General features: G+C 42.2%; 20 protein-coding genes. 13 read left to right on the top strand and 7 right to left on the bottom strand.

Going from position 1 to position 21066, the window contains the following annotated elements:
- Positions 1-13 precede the first annotated feature (13 nt).
- The 9 genes from FXV77_RS04920 to FXV77_RS04960 all read left to right on the top strand — a co-directional run bounded on the left by FXV77_RS04920 (position 14) and on the right by FXV77_RS04960 (position 12701).
- Positions 14-1660 carry a family 43 glycosylhydrolase gene (locus FXV77_RS04920; protein WP_148918097.1) on the top strand — a complete coding sequence of 549 codons (1647 nt, stop codon included), beginning with the start codon at positions 14-16 and terminating at the stop codon, positions 1658-1660.
- A gap of 60 nt (positions 1661-1720) precedes the next feature.
- Entirely contained in the window at positions 1721-2824 is a 1104-nt protein-coding gene (locus FXV77_RS04925) for a glycoside hydrolase family 88/105 protein (RefSeq protein ID WP_148918098.1), read from the top strand.
- Positions 2825-2841: 17 nt separating this feature from the next.
- Positions 2842-4326 carry a BNR-4 repeat-containing protein gene (locus FXV77_RS04930; RefSeq protein ID WP_222867711.1) on the top strand — a complete coding sequence of 495 codons (1485 nt, stop codon included), beginning with the start codon at positions 2842-2844 and terminating at the stop codon, positions 4324-4326.
- Between the two features lie 9 nt (positions 4327-4335).
- Positions 4336-5979, top strand: a complete 1644-nt coding sequence (locus tag FXV77_RS04935; RefSeq protein ID WP_148918099.1) for an L-lactate permease — start codon at positions 4336-4338, stop codon at positions 5977-5979.
- Between the two features lie 65 nt (positions 5980-6044).
- A complete protein-coding gene (locus FXV77_RS04940; RefSeq protein WP_148918100.1) occupies positions 6045-6920 on the top strand; it encodes a 1,4-dihydroxy-6-naphthoate synthase in 876 nt (291 codons plus the stop codon).
- Positions 6921-7157: 237 nt separating this feature from the next.
- Positions 7158-10463 carry a preprotein translocase subunit SecA gene (gene secA / locus FXV77_RS04945; protein ID WP_148918101.1) on the top strand — a complete coding sequence of 1102 codons (3306 nt, stop codon included), beginning with the start codon at positions 7158-7160 and terminating at the stop codon, positions 10461-10463.
- Between the two features lie 14 nt (positions 10464-10477).
- Positions 10478-10930: an SPOR domain-containing protein gene (locus FXV77_RS04950; protein ID WP_148918102.1), complete on the top strand. Its 453-nt coding sequence runs from the start codon at positions 10478-10480 to the stop codon at positions 10928-10930.
- A 16-nt stretch (positions 10931-10946) separates the two neighbouring features.
- On the top strand, positions 10947-12134 hold the full coding sequence (locus FXV77_RS04955; protein WP_148918369.1) for a M20 metallopeptidase family protein: 1188 nt from the start codon (positions 10947-10949) through the stop codon (positions 12132-12134).
- Between the two features lie 3 nt (positions 12135-12137).
- Positions 12138-12701, top strand: a complete 564-nt coding sequence (locus FXV77_RS04960) for a thiamine diphosphokinase (RefSeq protein ID WP_148918103.1) — start codon at positions 12138-12140, stop codon at positions 12699-12701.
- Here the strand turns inward: FXV77_RS04960 and FXV77_RS04965 are convergent.
- Positions 12698-14005 (bottom strand): M20/M25/M40 family metallo-hydrolase, encoded by a 1308-nt coding sequence (locus tag FXV77_RS04965; RefSeq protein WP_148918104.1) that lies wholly within the window; start codon positions 14003-14005, stop codon positions 12698-12700. The two genes, FXV77_RS04960 and FXV77_RS04965, sit on opposite strands and share 4 nt — an antisense overlap.
- Before the next feature lie 108 nt (positions 14006-14113).
- Between FXV77_RS04965 and FXV77_RS04970 the strand changes: the two genes are divergently transcribed.
- The 3 genes from FXV77_RS04970 to FXV77_RS22005 all read left to right on the top strand — a co-directional run bounded on the left by FXV77_RS04970 (position 14114) and on the right by FXV77_RS22005 (position 16639).
- A complete protein-coding gene (locus FXV77_RS04970; protein WP_148918370.1) occupies positions 14114-14428 on the top strand; it encodes a rhodanese-like domain-containing protein in 315 nt (104 codons plus the stop codon).
- 247 nt (positions 14429-14675) lie between these two features.
- Positions 14676-16100, top strand: a complete 1425-nt coding sequence (locus FXV77_RS04975; RefSeq protein WP_148918105.1) for a Glu/Leu/Phe/Val family dehydrogenase — start codon at positions 14676-14678, stop codon at positions 16098-16100.
- 326 nt (positions 16101-16426) lie between these two features.
- Positions 16427-16639, top strand: coding sequence for a DUF6358 family protein (locus FXV77_RS22005; protein WP_187444012.1), 213 nt, complete (start codon positions 16427-16429; stop codon positions 16637-16639).
- A 43-nt stretch (positions 16640-16682) separates the two neighbouring features.
- On the opposite strand, the gene gcvT is transcribed toward FXV77_RS22005, so the two are convergent.
- Genes gcvT through FXV77_RS05005 form a run of 5 tightly spaced genes read right to left on the bottom strand, consistent with a single transcriptional unit; the run spans position 16683 to position 20103 of the window.
- Positions 16683-17765, bottom strand: coding sequence for a glycine cleavage system aminomethyltransferase GcvT (gene gcvT, locus FXV77_RS04985; protein ID WP_148918107.1), 1083 nt, complete (start codon positions 17763-17765; stop codon positions 16683-16685).
- A gap of 40 nt (positions 17766-17805) precedes the next feature.
- A complete protein-coding gene (locus FXV77_RS04990) occupies positions 17806-18483 on the bottom strand; it encodes a pseudouridine synthase (RefSeq protein WP_148918108.1) in 678 nt (225 codons plus the stop codon).
- Positions 18483-18857 carry a DUF4359 domain-containing protein gene (locus FXV77_RS04995; RefSeq protein WP_148918109.1) on the bottom strand — a complete coding sequence of 125 codons (375 nt, stop codon included), beginning with the start codon at positions 18855-18857 and terminating at the stop codon, positions 18483-18485. Before FXV77_RS04995 ends, FXV77_RS04990 begins: the two co-directional genes overlap by 1 nt.
- 18 nt (positions 18858-18875) lie before the next feature.
- A complete protein-coding gene (locus tag FXV77_RS05000; protein WP_148918110.1) occupies positions 18876-19358 on the bottom strand; it encodes a DUF4112 domain-containing protein in 483 nt (160 codons plus the stop codon).
- A gap of 16 nt (positions 19359-19374) precedes the next feature.
- Positions 19375-20103, bottom strand: a complete 729-nt coding sequence (locus FXV77_RS05005) for an SIMPL domain-containing protein (protein WP_148918111.1) — start codon at positions 20101-20103, stop codon at positions 19375-19377.
- A 150-nt stretch (positions 20104-20253) separates the two neighbouring features.
- Here FXV77_RS05005 and FXV77_RS05010 point away from each other — a divergent pair, with 150 nt between their 5' ends.
- Positions 20254-20445, top strand: coding sequence for a cold-shock protein (locus FXV77_RS05010; RefSeq protein WP_148918112.1), 192 nt, complete (start codon positions 20254-20256; stop codon positions 20443-20445).
- Positions 20446-20565: 120 nt separating this feature from the next.
- Here FXV77_RS05010 and FXV77_RS05015 read toward each other — a convergent pair whose 3' ends face one another.
- Positions 20566-21012: a DUF805 domain-containing protein gene (locus tag FXV77_RS05015; RefSeq protein ID WP_148918113.1), complete on the bottom strand. Its 447-nt coding sequence runs from the start codon at positions 21010-21012 to the stop codon at positions 20566-20568.
- Between the last annotated feature and the right edge of the window lie 54 nt (positions 21013-21066).

The following is a 21066-nucleotide window of genomic DNA, read 5'->3' on the forward strand; positions in this document are numbered from 1 at the left end:
AAACTTTAACGTTATGAAGAGATATTGTAGTGTTGTATTGATCTTTTGGGCATTGATCGTATTAAGCTGTAACAAGATGGACAGCACCTATAGAGAATTCCTGAAAGATGGGCCGATTACGTATATGCAAAAAGCAGACTCGGTCCGGGCATATGCGGGAAGGGAAAGGGTGTTGTTAACCTGGCGCCCCATCAACGACCCGAGGGTAACCAAGGTGGTGATTTACTGGTCGTCCGGAAGTGGGCGCCAGGAAGTGCCCATTAGCTCCGAAAAAGATACACTTGTGCTGATTGAGGGTCTGGAGGAAGGCAACTATGTGTTTGATTTCCGTACGTATGACGAAAAGAACAATCAATCGGTGAAGACCGAAGTCGTCGGAATGGCCCATGGGAACGTCTATGAAAGTGGATTAATACTTCGCAGTGTCAACCACATGGCACTCACGGGGAATGCACTGCTGATTCGGTTCCGGCCGATGGAGGGTGTGAGAGGGTATGATGGCGAAGAAGTGACCTATACATCGTCTGCGGACGGACAGGAAAAAACGATTATACTCGAAGAAGGCTCTTTTGAACTGACTATCGAGGATTTCGCAGGAGAAGAATTTACGCACCGAAGTATTTATAAACCGCAGGCACTTTCTCCTGATCTGTTTTATTCCGCCAGCGAAAATGTCAACATCTTCGCCAACCAGGCTGAGCTGGAATATACAAACCCGGTCTTTACACCAATCTTAGCGGACCCTAGTGTCATCCGGGATCCATTGACGGGGTTCTTTTATGCTTACGGCACAGAGGATCGGTGGCCAAATGGCGCGAACCGTCTTGTTCCTATTGTGCGCTCGCAGGATTTGGTAAACTGGACATTTGTCGGCAATGCGTTTTCCAACAAACCCGCATGGAAACCATCGGGAGGGATCTGGGCACCTGATATTGCTTATGTCAACGGCAAATATCACCTGTATTATTCGATGTCGATATGGGATGACCCCGATCCGGGTATCGGCGTGGCCGTGGCGGATTATCCGGCAGGTCCATTCTCTGATTACGGGAAAATGTTCCTGTCGTCCGAAATCGATGTGCCCAACTCCATCGACCCTTTCTATTATGAAGACGGTGGCAAGAAGTATCTGTTTTGGGGGAGCTTTGACGGCACTCCAAAACAGGGGACCTATGCTGTCGAGCTAAGCGAAAATGGAAGAAGTGTGAAAGATATGTCCCAAAAGTTCAAAATTGCCGCCGGAGACTGGGAAGCGGTCAATATTTTCGAGAAAAATGGATATTATTACTTCTTCGGATCCAAGGGAGGTTGTTGTGACGGTGCGAACAGTACATACCGCGTCTTGGTAGCACGTTCTACGAACTTGCTTGGCCCGTACCTGGATAAAAATGGGAATGATATTGCCAGCAGAGGAAATGGAACACTAGTCTTGCAGCGGAATGCGCAATATGCGGGGCCGGGGCATAACGCGCCGATCGTGACGGATAGTAATGGTGATGACTGGATGTTATACCACGCCATTGATGTTAATAACCCGATGGTCAATGGTGTCAATCAACGCGTGCTCATGCTGGATAAGATCCACTGGGATGCTGAAGGTTGGCCCGTGGTCAATAATGGATATCCGTCGTTCGAGAGTATGTTGAAACCGGTGTTTTAATGAAGCGTAATAATAAGTATAGATGTTGTTTAATTTAAATTTATGGTGAAGAAAAAAGTTATGACGAAGAGAATCTTATCCGTATTGCTGTTGTTGGTGGTTACAGGGACGATATTTGCCCAGGGTACAAACAAAAAGATATTTGGTAAAAAGTATATTGAGAACGTGATGTTGAAGGCTACCGACTGGCAGCTTCGCCATCCTAAACATGACCCCAAGGACTGGACCAATGGTGCTTTTTATGCGGGCGTGGTTGCAACATGGCAAACCACCGGCTCCAAAAAAGTTTACAATGCTATGCGGGATATCGCCAGCGCGCAAGATTGGAGACCATTCCGTCGCTGGTACCATGCGGATGATATCGTCGTTAACCAAACTTATCTGGATTTATATAAAGTGGAACGGAAGCCAGAAATGATCCAGCCCACTATTGATGTCGTAGATAAACTATTAGCAAACCCGTATCCCACAAAAGGAAAGGTAGATGTCATTAAATGGTGGTGGTGTGACGCCTTGTTTATGGGGCCACCGACATTGGTTAAGTTAAGTATGCTTACAGGAGACAAAAAGTATTTGGAGGCGAACGATGAATATTTCAAAAAATGCTATGACCTGCTATACAATAAAGAAGAAAAACTTTTTGCCCGGGATCTCCATTATGTCATTAAACCCGATGGCTCAGGCCGACGGGAAGCCAATGGTCAAAAGATATTTTGGTCGCGTGGTAATGGTTGGGTGATGGGTGGATTGGTCCGGATTCTGGAAGAATTGCCAAAGGACTATCAGAACCGGGCGTTTTACGAGGAATTACTGGTGGAGATGGCGCACCGTGTGGCATCTTTACAGCAAACGGACGGTTTATGGCGAGCCAGTATGTTAGATCCGGAATCATATCCGGGAGGAGAAGTGAGTGGATCTGGATTTTTCTGCTATGCGTTGGCGTGGGGGATCAACAATGATGTATTGGATAGGGAAAAGTTTTTGCCGGTAGTAGAAAAAGCTTGGTTAGCACTGACGGAGTGTGTGAATGAGGAAGGACGTGTGGGTTGGGTACAGCCTATTGGGGCAACACCGGAGAAGAACTTTAGCCAAGATAGCTGGGAAGTGTATGGAACCGGTGCGTTCTTACTGGCAGGTAGTGAAGTGATTAAGTTGAAGCGATGAATTTTGATATAAGTAATATGAAGAATAAATATAATGTCCATATCGGATTAGCTATAGCCCTTCTGTTTTTTTCAGTGGCGGGAATGGCACAAAATAATCCCCAAGATAACAAAGTTTACGACAAAGCGAAACTCCTCAATAAGCCTGCAAACGGTTTTAACGGTATCTGGTACATGATAGCGGGAGCAGGTCAGCGTGGGGCGGTAAAGAATGACTACAAGTACAAATACAGCGGCGGTCTGGGTACTTATCCATCCAATCACTATCCGTTTTCGGTATATGCTCCGGAAGCAGACAAAACATTTTTTTGCTATGGCGGTACAGATGAGCGAGGAAAAACACTGATTCATACGGTGTCTTATTTCGACCACAAGACCGGTGAAGTGGCGCGACCTGTGATGGTCGTGGACAAGGCAACAAACGACGCGCACGATAACCCTGTTCTGCAAGTAGATAAAGATGGATATATCTGGATCTTCTCCACATCACATGGCAAAGGAAGACCCTCTTTTATCCACAAAAGTGTGAAACCGTATGATATCGCCGCATTTGAGCGAGTAGCCGCGACGAAAGTCGTCAATGGAAAGAAAGTACCGATGGACAATTTTTCCTACTTACAGGTATATTACACGAAAGAAAATGGCTTTTTGGGATTATTTACGAGTTACGAAAAGCAAGGCGGACGCGTAATCAAATATATGAGCAGCCCGGACGGAATAGCATGGTCTGAATGGGAGGATTTGTCAAAGCTTGGGGAAGGACAATATCAAACAAGTGGCCAACAGAGCCATCAGGTGGGAACGGCCTTTAACTACCACCCGCAACGCCGGGTACGTGGCGGTCTAGATTTTCGGACGAACGTCTATTATCTACAGACCAAAGACTTCGGCAAAACATGGCAGACAGTAGATGGAAAGCCTGCTAATTTGCCGTTAACGGTAGTGGAGAACAACGCTTTGGTACACGATTACGACGCGGAGAAGCGTTCGGTGTATATCTGCGATGTGAATTTTGATCATAAAGGCAACCCGGTGATCCTGTATATCACGACGAGTGGGCCGATGCCGGGACCGGAGGATGGTCCGAGAAAATGGCACACGGCTCATTGGACAGGAAAAAAATGGAATATCCGTAGTTTTTCATCCGCCGGTAATAATTATGATATGGGCTCTATCTATATAGAAAAAGACAAATGGTCTATCGTTGCCCCTACGACAGTCGGCCCGCAGGATTTCAATACTGGGGGAGAGATGGTGCTATGGCAGTCTTCAAACAAAGGGAAAAAATGGAAAAGAGTCAAACAGTTGACAGCCGAAAGCAAATATAACCATACCTATGCGCGTAGACCGGTGAACGTGCACCCAGACTTTTACGCGTTTTGGGCAGATGGTCACGGAAGACAACCATCTGAGTCTAGGTTTTATTTTTCTGATAAGGAGGGAAATGTCTATAGGCTGCCGGAAAGAGTAGATACACCTTTTGTAAAACCAGAGAAGTTATAAACATATACAATGAGTTTAACCCTTCAAGCTTTATTGGCTTTCGCCCCTATTCTTTTAGCATTGGTTCTTCTGATCGGTTTTAGATTGCCGGCAAAATATACTATGCCCGCTGTTTTCTTGTTGACAGTCTTTATCGCCTTTCAATTTTGGGATATGGATTTTCAATATATTGTCGCCTCTACGATAGAGGGGCTATTTGTGACATTTGATGTGTTATATATCATCTTTGGTGCATTGCTGTTGCTGACGGTACTTAAATATTCAGGAGCTTTGGCCAGTATTCGATATTTCTTTACCAAAATAAGTGCCGACAAAAGAGTGCAGATCATAGTTATTGCCTGGTTATTTGGTTCTTTTATAGAGGGGGCCTCGGGATTTGGTACACCGGCGGCTATCGTGGCCCCTTTGTTGGTAGCACTGGGTTTCCCTGCTTTGTCGGCAGTAATTATTGGCTTAATGGTACAGAGTACCGCCGTGACGTTTGGCGCTATAGGAACGCCAGTATTAATAGGACTGAACAACGGCCTAACCAGTGGATTTACCGATCAAGCCGATAAAATGTTTTTTTTACAGGAAGCGACTGCCCAGATAGGGATTATTCATGCTCTAATTGGGACGTTTATCCCTTGGATAATGATTATCGTCGTTATCGTTGTTTTTGGGAAAAAAGAGGATCGGAAAAAATGTTGGACAATCGGTCCGTTTGCTGTGTTTTCAGGTCTTGCATTTACCGTGCCGTATGCATTAACGGCGACATTTCTAGGCCCTGAATTTCCGTCTCTTCTAGGTGCTATGATTGGATTGGCGATCGTGATCACTGCTGTAAGATATAAGTTTCTCCTTCCTTCAGACACCTGGGATTTTCCGGAAAGAAAAAGTTGGCTACCATCTTGGTCCGGAACATTGGATATGGAGAAGGAGGATTTGTCTGAAGGAAAAATGAATATCGTCAAAGCCTGGTTGCCTTATGTGCTTGTTTCCCTGCTGCTGATTATTACAAGAAAGCAGGAATTAGGAATTGGCAGCTTGCTGCAGGATTTTAAGATCAGTTGGACGGGTATTTACGGAACGGAGATAGCCGCGACATCCACCCCGTTGTATCTTCCGGGAACCGTTCTGATCCTAGCATCACTTTTTGCCTTTCTCCTTCATAAAATGAGGGTGCCGAAGTTTAAAAAAGCTTTTTCGGAGTCGTTCTCAACAGCCCTTATGGCGGCGTTTGTGCTTGCTTTCACCATTCCGATGGTTCGGATTTACATCAATTCAGGGATGAACAATTTGGGGATCGATAGTATGCCGGTTGCATTGGCACATTGGACAGCGGAGAAGGTTGGGAGTCTTTGGCCCTTGGTTGCCCCATCAATTGGTGCAATAGGAGCTTTTATAGCCGGAAGCAATACGGTAAGCAATTTGATGCTCGCTGAGTTTCAGAATAGTATTGCCACGAAACTTGGGATATCAAATGTGATTATTGTTTCCTTACAAGCGGTAGGAGCAGCCGCAGGTAACATGATCGCTATACACAATGTGGTAGCTGCATCTGCAGTAGTGGGCTTAATGGGGAAAGAGGGGGTTATTTTAAGGAAGACCATTATTCCAACGCTATATTATGTTTTGGTAGCTGGCCTATTAGGACTAATCTTGATACTGTAATAGATAAAGCAAATAAATAATAGGTAAGATATAATTTCTTATTTTTGCTTAAAAAAACAGCAAAAATGAAACTTACCCTAGGCTTTTCACCCTGCCCGAACGACACGTTTATTTTTGATGCCTTGATCCATCATAAAATCAACGCGGGGGATTTGGAGTTCGATGTACAATACCATGATGTTGAAACGTTGAACCAAATGGCTTTCCAGGGTGAATTGGATATAACTAAGCTGAGCTACCATGCTTTTGCGTATGCGGTAAATGATTACGAATTGTTGGATGCTGGTAGTGCGTTGGGATCGGGTGTTGGACCATTGCTCATTGCGAAAGATCCAGAACTAGCTACTCGATTAAAGAGCGCGTTAGAAAACGAGGAAGAACTAAATGCTGCGGAAAGCAAGTTAAAAATCGGTATTCCTGGAAAATATACAACCGCCAATTTTCTGTTGGGGTTGGCTTTCCCTGCTTTGCAGAACAAAGTGGAGTTGGTTTTCTCCGATATCGAGCAATCACTATTGGATGGTGCGATCGACTTAGGACTGATCATTCATGAAAATAGATTTACTTATCAAGCGAAAGGGCTTCAAAAAGTCGTGGATCTGGGTGATTTTTGGGAAAAAACGACGAACAGCCCGATACCATTAGGAGGGATTGTCATTAAACGGAATCTGAATGAAGAACTTAAGCTTAAAATCAACCGTCTGATTCGCGAAAGCATACAATTTGCCTTTGAAAATCCGAAATCAGGCTTGGATTACATCCGTTCGCATGCACAAGAGATGGAGGAGGAAGTGATGTATAAGCACATTGATCTGTATGTAAATAAATATTCCGAGCATTTAGGGAATGAGGGACGCAGCGCTATTCAACAAATGTTTGATAAAGCACAGGAGCTAAAACTTATTCCGGCTTCGGATAGAAGGCTTTTTCTGACTGTATAAAACATCCTCTTTTCAATTGATACTCACCCAATAAGATATGTTACGGAGACGATAAACCGTCTTAATCCCTCATAGAAGTATAACGCAAATAGAACAACATACGTTTTACAAAAAAATAAACTGGAATCCTGTTAGTTATCATCTGTAATAATTAAATTTGCCCGGTTAGTGTCAAAATGTCTGTAAACATTGTGTTGGAGTCATTATTGCACAGCGATATACGGAGATAAAAATATTATGTTAAAATTTTTAAGTAAATTATTTGGCAGTAAGTCAGAACGAGATATCAAATCCATACAGCCCATTGTAGATAAGATCAAAGAGGAGTACGAGAAGTTATCGTCGTTAAGCCATGATGAATTGCGGGCGAAAACAGCCGATTTTAAAAACCGAATCAAAGCATATTTAGCCGATATAGACGAGGAAGTTGCGTCCCTAAAAGCAGAAGCTGACAAGGATGACGTAGATATGGGTGAAAAGACAGCGCTCTATGAGAAGGTAGACAAGCTATCTAAGGATAGAGATAAGAAGTTGGAAGAAGTGCTGTTGGAAATCCTACCGGAAGCTTTTGCCGTGGTAAAAGAAACCGCTCGGCGGTTTACAGAAAATAAAGAAATCGAAGTAACGGCAACCGATTTTGACCGCGATCGCGCAGCACTCAAACCGAATGTGGTTGTAGAAGGTGATAAAGCGGTATGGAAAAACACTTGGATTGCAGCAGGCAGCGAAGTCACTTGGAATATGGTGCATTATGATGTACAGCTTATCGGTGGTGTCGTATTGCATCAAGGTAAGATTTCCGAGATGTCTACAGGTGAGGGTAAAACGTTGGTAGGTACATTACCGACTTACTTAAACGCATTATCCGGGCAGGGGGTACATATTGTGACAGTCAACGACTATCTAGCACGTCGTGACTCCGAATGGAATGGACCATTATTTGAGTTCCATGGATTGAGCGTAGACTGTATTGATAAACATCAACCCAACTCGCCACAAAGAAGAAAAGCATATTTGTCAGATATTGTGTACGGAACAAATAATGAGTTCGGTTTCGACTATTTGCGCGACAATATGACACAGACACCGGATTCCATGGTACAGCGTAAACTACATTATGCCATGATTGATGAGGTGGACTCCGTTTTGATTGATGATGCAAGGACCCCGTTAATTATCTCCGGTCCGATCCCTCGCGGCGATCAGCATGAATTTTATCAACTAAAACCGCGTATTGAACGACTGGTAAATGCGCAAAAAGCATATGTAAATACGGTTTTTAACGAGGCAAAGAAAGCCATTGCCAACGGCGATGCTGATGTCGAGGGTGGAGGAATGGCGTTATTGCGTGCTTATCGCGGATTGCCTAAAAACAAAGCCTTGATTAAATATCTATCAGAAGGGAATCACAGACAGCTGTTGCAGAAGGTAGAAAACCACTACATGGCGGAACAAAGCCGCAACATGCCTAAGGTGGACGCAGAGTTGTTCTTCGTGATCGATGAAAAAAACAATCAAGTAGAGCTGAGCGAAAAAGGTATTGAATTGATCACCGCTTCTGGGGAAGATCCAAATTTCTTCATCATGCCAGATGTGGGGTCCGAAATAGCAGATATCGAGAAATCAGACTTATCATTAGAAGAAAAAGCACAGAAAAAGGAAGAATTATTGCGGGATTACTCTATTAAATCAGAGCGTATCCATTCTATAAATCAATTGCTTAAAGCCTATACCTTATTTGAAATAGACGACCAGTATATCGTGGATGAAGGTAAAGTGAAGATTGTGGATGAACAGACGGGCCGTATTATGGAGGGGCGTCGTTATTCCGATGGTTTACACCAGGCAATCGAGGCAAAGGAAAATGTAAAAGTAGAAGATGCAACACAAACGTATGCTACAATTACCTTGCAGAACTACTTCCGGATGTACCATAAGCTTGCAGGGATGACGGGTACGGCATCTACAGAAGCAGGTGAGCTTTGGCAGATTTATAAGCTAGATGTAGTGGAAATTCCGACAAACCGACCTACGCAGCGGGATGACCGTCAAGATCTGATTTATCGTACGGCAAGAGAAAAATACAATGCCGTAGCACAGGAGATTCAGTTACTAACAGAGGCAGGAAGACCGGTATTGGTGGGAACAACCTCCGTAGAGATTTCGGAATTGCTGAGTCGGATGTTGAAATTACGTGGCATCAAACATAATGTATTGAACGCGAAGCTTCACCAAAAGGAGGCGGATATTGTTGCGGAAGCAGGACGTCCCGGACAAGTAACGATTGCTACCAACATGGCGGGTCGTGGTACGGATATCAAATTAACGGATGAGGTTATCAAAGCTGGAGGACTGGCGATTATTGGTACAGAACGACATGAATCGCGTCGTGTAGACCGTCAGTTACGCGGACGTGCCGGCCGTCAAGGAGACCCTGGTTCATCACAATTCTTCGTGTCTTTGGAAGATAACTTGATGCGTCTATTCGCTTCTGAACGGATTTCCAACATCATGGTGAAAATGGGTGTGGAAGAAGGTGAAGTGATGCAACACAGTATGTTGACGAAATCTATTGAAAGAGCGCAACGTAAAGTGGAGGAGAACAACTTTGGTATTCGTAAGCGATTGTTGGAGTACGACGACGTGATGAACTCCCAGCGTACTGTAATTTACTCGAAGCGTAAGAACGCACTATTCGGAGAACGTTTGGACGTCGATCTGAACAATACGATTTATGATGTTGTAGAAGATATCGTTTCCGAAGCGAAAGAGGGCGGAACCTACGAAGAATTCCAAATTGAAGTTATCCGCTTGTTTGCCTTAAATCCCGAAATCGCGGAGGAGGAGTTTACGCAAAGTGGCGTAGCAGCATTGACGGACAAACTATTCCAACAGGTTATCGCACATTATCAAAACAAAGGACAGCAAATCGCGGAGCAAACGCTTCCCGTATTGACGAATGTTTTGGCTGAACGTGGAGGAATGATAGAAAATGTCGTTATACCGTTTTCCGATGGTATTCGTGGCATACAAGTTGCGACAAATTTACAGAAGGCGGTAGAGTCTAATGGGAAAGAAGTTTTCAGATCTTTTGAAAAAGGAATTGTTTTAGCATTGATTGACGAAGCTTGGAAAGAGCATTTACGTGAAATGGATGACTTAAAGCAATCTGTACAAAATGCTGTCTACGAGCAAAAAGATCCTATTATTATCTACAAAATGGAAGCATACAATTTATTCAAAAGCATGCTTGCTTCCATGAATAAAGAGATAGTAAGCTTCTTGTTTAAAGGAGAAATTCCTGGACAGCAACAAGAACCGCAAAATGTGCGCGAAGCACGTCCGGTACAGCCACAGCCCGCACAGGTTAAAGCAACTAAAGCAGAGCTGACGTCACCGACAGGAGTTTCTGAAGAAGATAAAGATACGCGGGAGCAGCAGGTAACACAACCTATACGCAAAACGCAAACCGTGGGTAGAAATGACGAATGTCCTTGTGGCTCGGGTAAAAAATATAAAAACTGTCACGGAAAAAACGGTTAAAAATACGACGGAAAATGTTATATAAAGGATTGATATTTGGTTTTATACTCATTGGATTGGCGCAACTTAGCAAAGCACAATCAGGAATCGTTGAAGTGGATAAGGATTCTTTGATTAACTTGTTGCAGGAATTCAGGGCGGAAAACGGTATCAATCCTACTACTGCCCGCATGGTTAGCTTGGGATCGAAAGTGGTCGACAAAAAAAGCGGCAAGCGGGTCAAAGTACGCGGATTTCGTGTACAAATATTTTCTGGATCGAGCAGAGGCGATGCCTATGCTGTACAATCTAAGTTCCAAACGTCCTATAAAGATATAGGAAGCTATGTAACCTACGACGAACCAAACTATAGGGTTAAAGTAGGCGATTTTAGAAGTCGATCCGAAGCCACAAATTTTATGCGGGAATTACGCACCCAATATAGCAATGTTTTCGTCTTCACCGAAGACGTTTGGGCGTACGAATAAGGAGAAGACCATGTCCATGTTGAAAGAAAAGATAAAACAGCTTGCCGACGACTTCTTTGAAGAGACGGTTGGGTTTAGACGCCATTTGCATCAATATCCCGAATTATCGTTTGAAGAATACGAAACATCTGCTTTTGTTAAACGGCAATTAGAACATTTGGGAATACCTTATGAGCGCATGGCAAATACGGGCGTGGTCGGACTGATTCATGGAGAAAGGCCTTCTGCACAGGTATTGGCGCTCCGGGCGGATATGGATGCCCTTCCTATACAAGAAGTAGATGGCCGTAGCTACGGATCGGAAAACCCCGGTGTTATGCACGCTTGTGGGCACGATGTGCATACCTCTTCGCTGCTAGGTGTTGCGTCCATATTGCAATCCTTAAAAAGCGAATTCGGAGGTACCATAAAACTTATTTTTCAACCTGGGGAAGAACGCCTCCCTGGTGGAGCTTCTATTATGATTAAAGAAGGCGTACTGGAGAACCCCGCACCTACAGGGATCATCGGGCAGCATGTGATGCCCTTTATCGAAACAGGTAAAGTAGGTTTCCGCACCGGAAAATACATGGCATCCTGTGATGAACTTTTCATGACAGTAAAAGGCAGGGGCGGACATGGTGCACATCCACATCAAAATATAGATCCAATCGCCATTACGGCACAAATTATTACGGCTCTCCAGCAGATAGTTAGCCGGAATGCCGATCCAAGAATACCAACGGTTTTATCTTGGGGAAAGATCGTTGGTAACGGTGCTACCAACGTTATTCCTGATGAGGTATATTTGGAAGGAACATTCCGCACGTTTGACGAAAAGTGGCGAGCGGAAGCTCATGAACATATGGTCAAGATGGCAACAGGTATTGCGGAAAGTATGGGAGCAACTTGTGATTTCGAAGTACGAAAAGGTTATCCTTTCTTGATTAACGAGGAAAAGTTGACAACATCTTCCCGTGCTTTTGCGGTAGAATATTTAGGAGAAGAAAACGTTGTTGAATTAGATATCTGGCCAGCTGCGGAAGATTTTTCTTATTATTCACAAGAAACCAACGCTTGCTTTTATCGGTTGGGAACAGGAAATAAAGCTGCCGGAATTTCGTCAGCTGTGCACACCCCGACTTTTGATATTGATGAAAATGCGTTGAAAGTGAGTATTGGCTTGATGGCGTATATCACATTGCGGCAACTTGGAGAGAAGTAAAAAATGTCTTCACATCATATTGTTAGAGAAAATCAAGAGCCAGCTATGATCGTAGCCTCTTATGAGGCACTCGATGAAGAATATATAGGGCAGCTGTTGGAATGGAGTCCTACTATAATCGCTAATGATGATACCATAGATTTCTTTTTAGCTGCAGATATTAAAGTGGATGTCGTATTCAGTCTGCAAGAAAGAGTATACCCGCAAGAGCAAATCCAGACGTTTCCAATAAAAAAGGGATTTATACCTGACGCGCTGGATTATCTTATTCAGCGCAACCACAAAGCCGTTAATATCATATGCAATGCGCTTGATGAGGCATTAGAAACGTATTGTACGTTGATTAATATCGTTGTATTGTCTCATGGTAGGCGATGGGTGTATGTTCGCCACCGCTACGAAAAATGGAAAGAAGCAGGCACGCGTGTTTTCGCTCCGGAAAACCGGCTAAAATCGGTCGTCGGACTCAGGCATATGAACCCTAATGAATTTGTAACAGAACAGGACGGTTTTATTTATCTGGAGTTTAATGCAGATGAATATGTTTGTATAGGCGAAGAGATTTAGTCTTTCAATTTCTCTACACGCGAAGGTGTTTGCTCTCCTGTAACGATTCCGACAACACCTTGAGCAATGGCTTCGATGCTGGATTTTATATTCCGAATATCCAATGTTGAGAGCTCATCTTTCACGGTATGGTAGTAATCATCTTTATCAATCTGTGAAGTAGAGAAAGTGTGTGCCGGAACACCCAAAGCTGCTAATACAGCATTGTCGCTTCTATAAAATAGGTTTTGTTGCGGATAGGGGTCGGGATGGAAAGTAAAAGCTGTTCCTTTCAGATTTTCTTGCATCAGTTCCGCGAGATTGGAGTGATGGTAACCCGTAACATATAAGGTGCTCGGTCCAAATTTCGAGTCCTTGCCAATCATTTCTATATTAATCATCGCAACCACTTTATCTGCATCAATATTATTGGAGAAGTATTTAGAGCCAAACATACCGATCTCTTCTGCTGTGAAGGCAACAAAAATCAAGGTACGCTCATTGATGTCCTTCTTTTTGAAATGTTTAGCCAAGGCAATCATGGCAGTCGTGCCGGAAGCATCGTCATCCGCGCCATTGGCTATGGAGTCTTTTCCCACTGGTTCAAGGATACCTATATGATCGTAATGGGCGGAGAAAACTACAAATTCATCTGCTTTAGATCTTCCGGGAATGACGGCGGCAACGTTGAACAGCGGAAAATCTTCGTGTGCGGTTTTTGCTTCTACTTCAAAACTCTTTGTGTTCTCTTGCTTAACGGCAAACACTTTACTAGGACCATCGGTTGTACTTGCTTGTTTTGGAATGACGTTTTCACGTGAAAATATTTTTTTGAAACGGGCGAGCATCGGTGCAAATGATGGATCTACCCAGACCATGTTGTGGTTTGGATTGTTTCGCACGATATCGCGGAAACGTTCAGAGAAATCATCTCCTGCACGGATTTCCATAACTTCGATTTCCGAATCTTGATTCCAAGATAGGGTAGGGTTACTGTTTAAGACGATAAACTCATCTGCTTCCAATGCTTTCCCATTGATTTTGATGGACTCCGTTTCCGTAAAGACTTTCGTTACTTCAAATGTCTGACGATAGTTGTCTTCGGCATAGGGCTGCAAATCAGCTTGCCGGAATTCTGCTGCAATAAAATCCGCCGCACGAGCTATATCGGGGCTTAATGCTGCTCTTCCGCGCATATCATCGGCGGCTAATGTGGAGATAATTCGTTCCACATCTGTGGTTTCCACGACTTGTGCTGTTACAAAAGCACACAGGGATAGTTGTAGGAAAAGGGGAAGAGGCCATCGTAAAAGTTTTTTGTTCATAGTACAATATTAAGTGTAGTTAGGTATAAAATTTGCAGTCTACTGATAATAGAATCCAACTACGTGTTTCTAAAAATAGTATATTTGATAAAAGAAAAGCAAGAAAATATGAAAGAAGTTACAGTTCAGGAACTCAAAGAAATGATAGATCGCAATGAGGATTTCCAACTTATTGATGTGCGCGAGCCTTTTGAATATGAAGTTTCTAATCTAAATGGCTTAAATATCCCGTTAGCAGGGATTGTAATCGAGGCAGACAAGGTTTCGAAAGATAAGCCTGTTATTATTCAATGCCGCAGTGGCAAACGCAGTGCTCAAGCCGTTATGTTGCTAGAACAGCAGGGGTTTGATAATTTATCCAACTTGGCAGGGGGGATATTGGCATGGAAAGAAGAAATTGATCCGGAAATGGATGTTTATTAATATCCATATTGAACGATTGTTTAAAGGAGGCGCTTTGTCTCCTTTTTATTTTTCAAAAAATCTCCCTTTTTTAAGCAAAACTCTTAGCAGATATCGTTGTTTTTTATGTAATGAAAAACAAAAATCATATTTCAACAAAAAAAACGTAAATATTTGTTGCTGTGTGTATTTTATGCTTAACTCGATTAAAGTTTGTTAATTTTAATGCATAAAGCAAAACCAACATAAATATATAAATAATAGTGTTATGGGAATAACCAATACAGCAAACAACAGTTTCTTTGAAAGTGTTCAGCGGAATTTTGACAAAGCCGCTCAATTTACGCGATTTGATCACGGTATTCTTGCCCAAATTAAAGCATGTAATTCGATCCTTCGGGTGAAATTTCCGGTTAAGATCGGTGAGAGTATTGAAGTCATTGAAGCTTATCGGGTACAGCATTCGCATCATAAGCTTCCATGTAAAGGGGGGATTCGGTTTAGTATGGAGGTGGACCAGGAAGAGGTCATGGCATTGGCAGCGTTGATGACATACAAATGTGCTATTGTAAACGTTCCTTTTGGTGGGGGAAAAGGCGGGATAAAAATTGACTCACGTAAATATTCCGATTTTGAGCTGGAAAAGATAACACGACGATATACATCCGAATTGTGTAAGAAAAATTTTATTGGTCCGGGGATCGATGTTCCCGCCCCCGATTATGGAACCGGAGCTCGTGAAATGAGCTGGATTGTAGACACCTATTCTTCGCTTAACCCTAATAATATAGACGCACAGGCTTGTGTTACTGGAAAACCGGTCTCGCAAGGAGGTGTTCGAGGGCGAACAGAAGCAACTGGTCTAGGTGTGTTTTTTGGTGTTCGTGAAGCATGCTCTTTTCAGGAGGATATGGAAAAACTCGAGCTTACTACAGGTATTGCCGGTAAACGTATTATTGTGCAGGGGTTAGGAAATGTAGGATATCATGCCGCAAAGTATTTTCAAGAAGCAGGAGCAAAACTTGTTGGCTTAATTGAATATAACGGCGCTATTTATGATGAAAATGGATTAGACGTCGACCAAGTACAAGCTCATAGGCAAGCGACAGGAGGTATTCTTAATTACCCGGGCGCTATTAATTTCTCAGATCCTGCAGAAGGATTGGAACAACCTTGTGATATTCTGATTCCGGCCGCATTAGAAAGTGTGATCCATAAAGATAATGCAGACAGGATACAAGCGAAAATTATTGGGGAAGCAGCCAATGGACCGTTGACCTCTGAAGCGGATGTGATCTTGAATAATAAGGGAATTTTGGTCATCCCAGATATTTATCTGAATGCCGGAGGAGTTACGGTATCGTATTTCGAGTGGTTAAAAAATTTAAGTCATGTACGCTACGGTCGTTTGGAAAAACGGTTCGAAGAAAATATGTATAATGAACTGATTGATATTATCGAATCTACGACAGGAAAACGCGTATCTGATCTGGAACGTAAAACGATTTTGCGAGGACCGGATGAAATAGATTTGGTACATTCTGGATTGGAAGATACGATGATCGGTTCTTATCGGGAGATTCGAGACATTTATAAGAATCGGGAAGGGGTGGAGGATTTACGGACAGCTGCTTTTATCTGCGCTATCGATAAGATCGGAGTGGCTTATGAAGAATTGGGAATTTTCCCGTAATCGTAGATTTCGTATTTTTGTTGGATGAAGAATCTTATCCACCAAACTCAGCAATCATTTTATTTTAGCTTAGGTTTCTACATTCTAGCGTTCATATTGTGGATGTTGAACTTTTCTTTAGCTTACATCTTGATAAGCATTGCGTTGCTGTTGTCCTTGGTGTGGATCTTTTTGGTTTTGCGGGAAATTATGCTCTCCGCAAAGTTGACCAATATGGAGCGGCTATTGTTAATTATTTTTATCATCTTTGGTAATATCATAGCTGGGATAGCTTATTTTTTCTTCATCCGTGAAAAGGTTGTCGGAAAGCCTACTAAAAAATAAATATGACGAAATATTTTATCTTTAATATAGTTTTGAATCTGGCCATTGCTTTTTTGGTATACAGTGGCATCATGTCCTTTCAATCCGGAAACCATCTTTTTTTATTCATCTCCATAGCTTTGCTCGTGGTGTTGATTTACCTAAAAATGGTCTTATTAAAGGTCGTGAAGAAAAGTGTTCGGGAGGGAAAACAACAACCAAAAAGAAAAAAATAGAGACGCAACACGTTGCGTCTCTATAAATGTTATAATAAAATCTCTATTTCACAAAAGGAGGTTTTTTAACGACGGCTTTTATCGCTTGATTTCGGATGGATATATATATGTCCGTTCCTTCTTTAGCAAAGGCTGTGTCTACGTAACCTAAACCAATCGACTTTTTCAACGTTGGCGATTGTGTACCAGAGGTTACACGCCCGATTTTATTACCTTCTGCATCAACAATTTGATAATCATGACGAGGAATACCTCGTTCCAGCATTTCAAAACCTATTAATTTCTGAGAAACACCGCTTTCTTTTTCGGCTTTTAAGTTCTCACAGTTCACAAAATCACTGGTGAATTTTGTCACCCAACCTAGGCCTGCGGCGAAAGGGGATGTGTTATCATCAATATCGTTTCCATACAAGCAAAAACCCATTTCTAAACGCAGTGTATCGCGCGCGCCAAGACCGATAGGTTTGATGCCATATGCCGCACCCGCTTCAAAGATTGCATCCCATACGTTCTTAGCATCTTCGTTAGCCACGTAGATTTCAAATCCACCAGCACCAGTATAACCTGTAGCTGATACCAGTACGTTAGCTACGCCGGCGAATGTACCTTTTTTAAACGTATAGTATTCCATCTCTGCTAGTTCAATATCGGTCAGCGATTGTAAGGCTTCGGCGGCTTTAGGCCCTTGAACCGCAAGTAACGAAGTCTTATCAGAAATGTCTTTCATTTCCACGCCATATGTGTTGTATGCGTTGATCCAGTTCCAATCTTTTTCTGTATTGGATGCATTTACAACTAACAAATAAGTCTGTTCATCAATGCGGTAGGTTAGAAAATCGTCTACAATTCCGCCTGTTTCGTTTGGTATATAAGCATATTGTATCTTGCCGTCGTATAGCTTAGAAACATCATTTGATGATATTTTTTGAATCAAATCCATCGCTTTTTCGCCTTTCAGGATAAATTCGCCCATGTGGCTCACATCAAAGACACCCACTGCCTTACGAACAGTTTCATGCTCATCGTTGATTCCTGAATATTGAACTGGCATATTGAATCCCGCAAAAGGTACCATTTTAGCACCAAGAGCTATATGGTGCTCAGCTAACGCAACATTTCTAATCATAGTGTTCTAAATTTCCCCAAATTTAGGTAAAAAAGACTATCTATAGTGCTAAAATTTGTCTTACACGGATGAATTCCGGCAGCAGAGGTGCTTCGATATTAATTTCTTCTCGGGTCCGTGGGTGTTTAAAGGTTAATTTCCGTGCATGGAGCATCATCGTGTCCATGGCAAATTGCTCTTTCCAAAGTTTGTTTTGTTTATTGCAGCCGTAAGGTCTATCGGCTAGGATGGGATGGAAAATATGGGCGAGGTGTTTGCGGATTTGGTGCATCCTACCCGTTTCGGGTCTTACTTCCACTAATGAGTATCTAGAAGTAGGATGCTTTCCAAAAGGGAGATTAATCTCCGTACGGGATAAGGTTCGGTAGTGCGTAGTGGCATCTTGTAAGATGCCGTTTTCCTTGCGGAGAGGGTAATCAATTTTTCCATCGTCATCGGTATAACCTCGCACAATAGCCCAATATATTTTTGTTACATCTCTGTCGGCAAAGAGTTGTTGTATAAGCAAGTCCATTTCCTTGTTTCGAGCGAAGATCAGGATGCCACCGGTCTTGCGATCTAAACGATGGGCTGGATATACGGTTTGTTGTATCTGATCTCGCAGGAGCTGTAATGCAAATTCGGAGGCATCCGCAGCAATGGAGGACCTATGCACCAATAAACCATGTGGTTTATTAATGGCAATTAAATCTTCATCTTGGTATAGAATATCCAGCATTATAGCCCCTCTTTTATCATTTTGGCTATTTCGGCAGCTTTTTCATCTATCTTGGGGCTAAGCCAGATCGTGCCAAACGCTCCACCCCCGATTGTGCTTTCGTGGTGGCCCACACCAATTTTCGTCAGGGAAAAAAGGTAGTAGTTTTCGACTTTTACATGGTTTTGCATGAATTGGTCGATCAAGGTATTTCCAAAAAGCTGTATACCAAAATCCACTGCCTGTTCGTTTTGTTTTCCCGCTTGTTGTTTAAGAAGCATTATCGCTTTTTCTCTTACTATCTTTTCGTGCTGCTCCTGTTTTGGATTGCTGAAAAAAGCAATAAGCATGAGTACAATCATGCTTAGGGCAAATATTCTTGTTTTGCTCATCATAAAGTACAAAAATAGCGATTAGTGCGCAATGATTCCTATTATCCACTCACCAAAGACCCATAAGAGATAAAAAAGTAATATACACAGGGCAAGCAGCATGAGAAATAGAACAGTCAATATCCCCTTCGCGCTTCCTTGATGCTTACCCTCGTTATAATGCTCCCTTAATATTTTGATGTTGCGCTGATTGGCTTTGTAAAAGAAATCGAGGATGTTCCCCAAAATAGGAATAGAACCGATAACAGCATCGAATATGGTATTTAGCAGCATTTTGGTTGCCGCTTTAGAACTTACGCCGTTTCGGAACATCACCAGAACTAACAAAACGGATGTTGCAAAGGTGATCGTTTGCCCAAGGATAGGAAAAAAATTCAGTAAAGGGTCAAGCCCGAAACGAAACCCACCTATATTGAATTTGTTATCTAATAGGGTGGAGACCCGCTCCACCCATCTTAGTTCTCGTATTCTTTTGTCTTTGTCGAACGATAACTTATTGTTCATATTAACGTTGCAGGCTTTATAAAAGCTCGAAGATACCATCGATGTTACAGGTGAGCTTAATCGGGCGTACGTTGATATCAAGGCTTTCTCCTTGTGCCGAAGCAGCATCTCCCATTTCTGCTTTTGCTGACATGGCGTACATACGTGGCGTTGGCAAAATATCGTTCCAGCCAAACGAACTGTTGTCATTAATGGCAAGTACTTTTCCAATTTTGTCTCCAGTAGCCGTAGCGATGATCTCTGCATTGGCACGAGCATCCTGTACTGCTGCAACTTTCAACTCTTTCTCAATTTGGCGCTTTTGAGAGTGATCGTAACCGTTTATCGAAGTGCTTTGTATACCTTTAGGATCCACTTGATCCAACATGGTGTTCAGCCCGTTGAGATTAGACACTTTGATCCTATATTGTTTTGCCTGTAGCAACTGCTTGTTTTCTTTTTTCTTCGAACTGTCATAATTATAGCTATAAATGTTTTGGATGTTGAAATCTTCTTTTTTAACCCCGATAGCCAATGCAGCATCATAAAGTTGCTTTTCCAGTGTTTCGATAGTGACTTTATTTTTGATGTTACCATCGACAAAGTATTCCTTTAATGAAACGGAAATATAAACAATATCAGGCGTTACCTCTTTTTCAGCATAACCTCTCGTGGAGACTCTTCTACTGGATTCGAAATTGTTTGTTTGTGCGTTGGACATGGATAACATACAGACTGCTAAAATTAAACCGATTATTTTTTTCATTTTCTTTATTTTTACTGTTACTAATACAAAATTGCATGCGTATTGTTTGACGGTTCAAGCTGCTTTTCGTTTAAAATTGAAAAAAATTAAAGAGACATTAAAAATTATTTTATACCTTTAGAGACAATACATTAATAATATAATACAATAATGCAAGAAGGTGTAGTAAAATTCTTTAATGAAGCCAAAGGTTTCGGTTTCATTGTTCCTAACTCTGGCGAGAGTGAAATTTTTGTTCACGTGTCAGGACTAGTAGACAAAGTTCGTGAGAACGATCATGTATCTTACGAAGTTGAACAAGGCCGTAAAGGTCTCAATGCGGTAAATGTAAAGCTTATCTAATTTAGATTTCAAATATATTTATTGTGAAGAGCTGTTTTCCGAAGAGGGAAACAGCTTCTTTTTTTGTATTTATTATAGCAAAAAGCCAGACGCTATTTTTTTTGTGTCTGGCTTTTTTATTTATGTGTTAGGATTGTTCGTAAATGGATTGCTTTCTGGTGTTGGTGGGAAGTTGCTAAATGGATTAGGGCCGTCACCACTTTCTTTCGGATCTGGACCAAATTCATTCGGACCTTTGTCGCCTTCTTTGATCATCAGATAAAGGAAATATAAGTTGACAAGCGGGATAAAGGCAAATACAATGTGCCATGTAGGGCTCCCTGTATCGTGAAGGCGGCGGACAGCCACCGCTAGATTGGGAATAAGAAATCCAAGGGAGACAAGTCCCATAATACCGTATACCAATCCGCCCAAAATAGAGCTGATATACGAAAGGATACCGCCTACTATACTGAGCGCAACATAGATTAACCAAACAAATAAAACGAACATCCAGAATTCTTTTCTGCGTGCCCGGCCATCGAAATTAGCATAGTTTTCTTTTAATGTTTTCAGAAACCAGTCCATAACAGTAGATTTAAGTAAAGTAAATAAGTAAACAAATTTTATTTTTGCTGTCTT

The organism is Sphingobacterium phlebotomi (assembly GCF_008180195.1).
Taxonomy (GTDB): domain Bacteria; phylum Bacteroidota; class Bacteroidia; order Sphingobacteriales; family Sphingobacteriaceae; genus Sphingobacterium; species Sphingobacterium phlebotomi.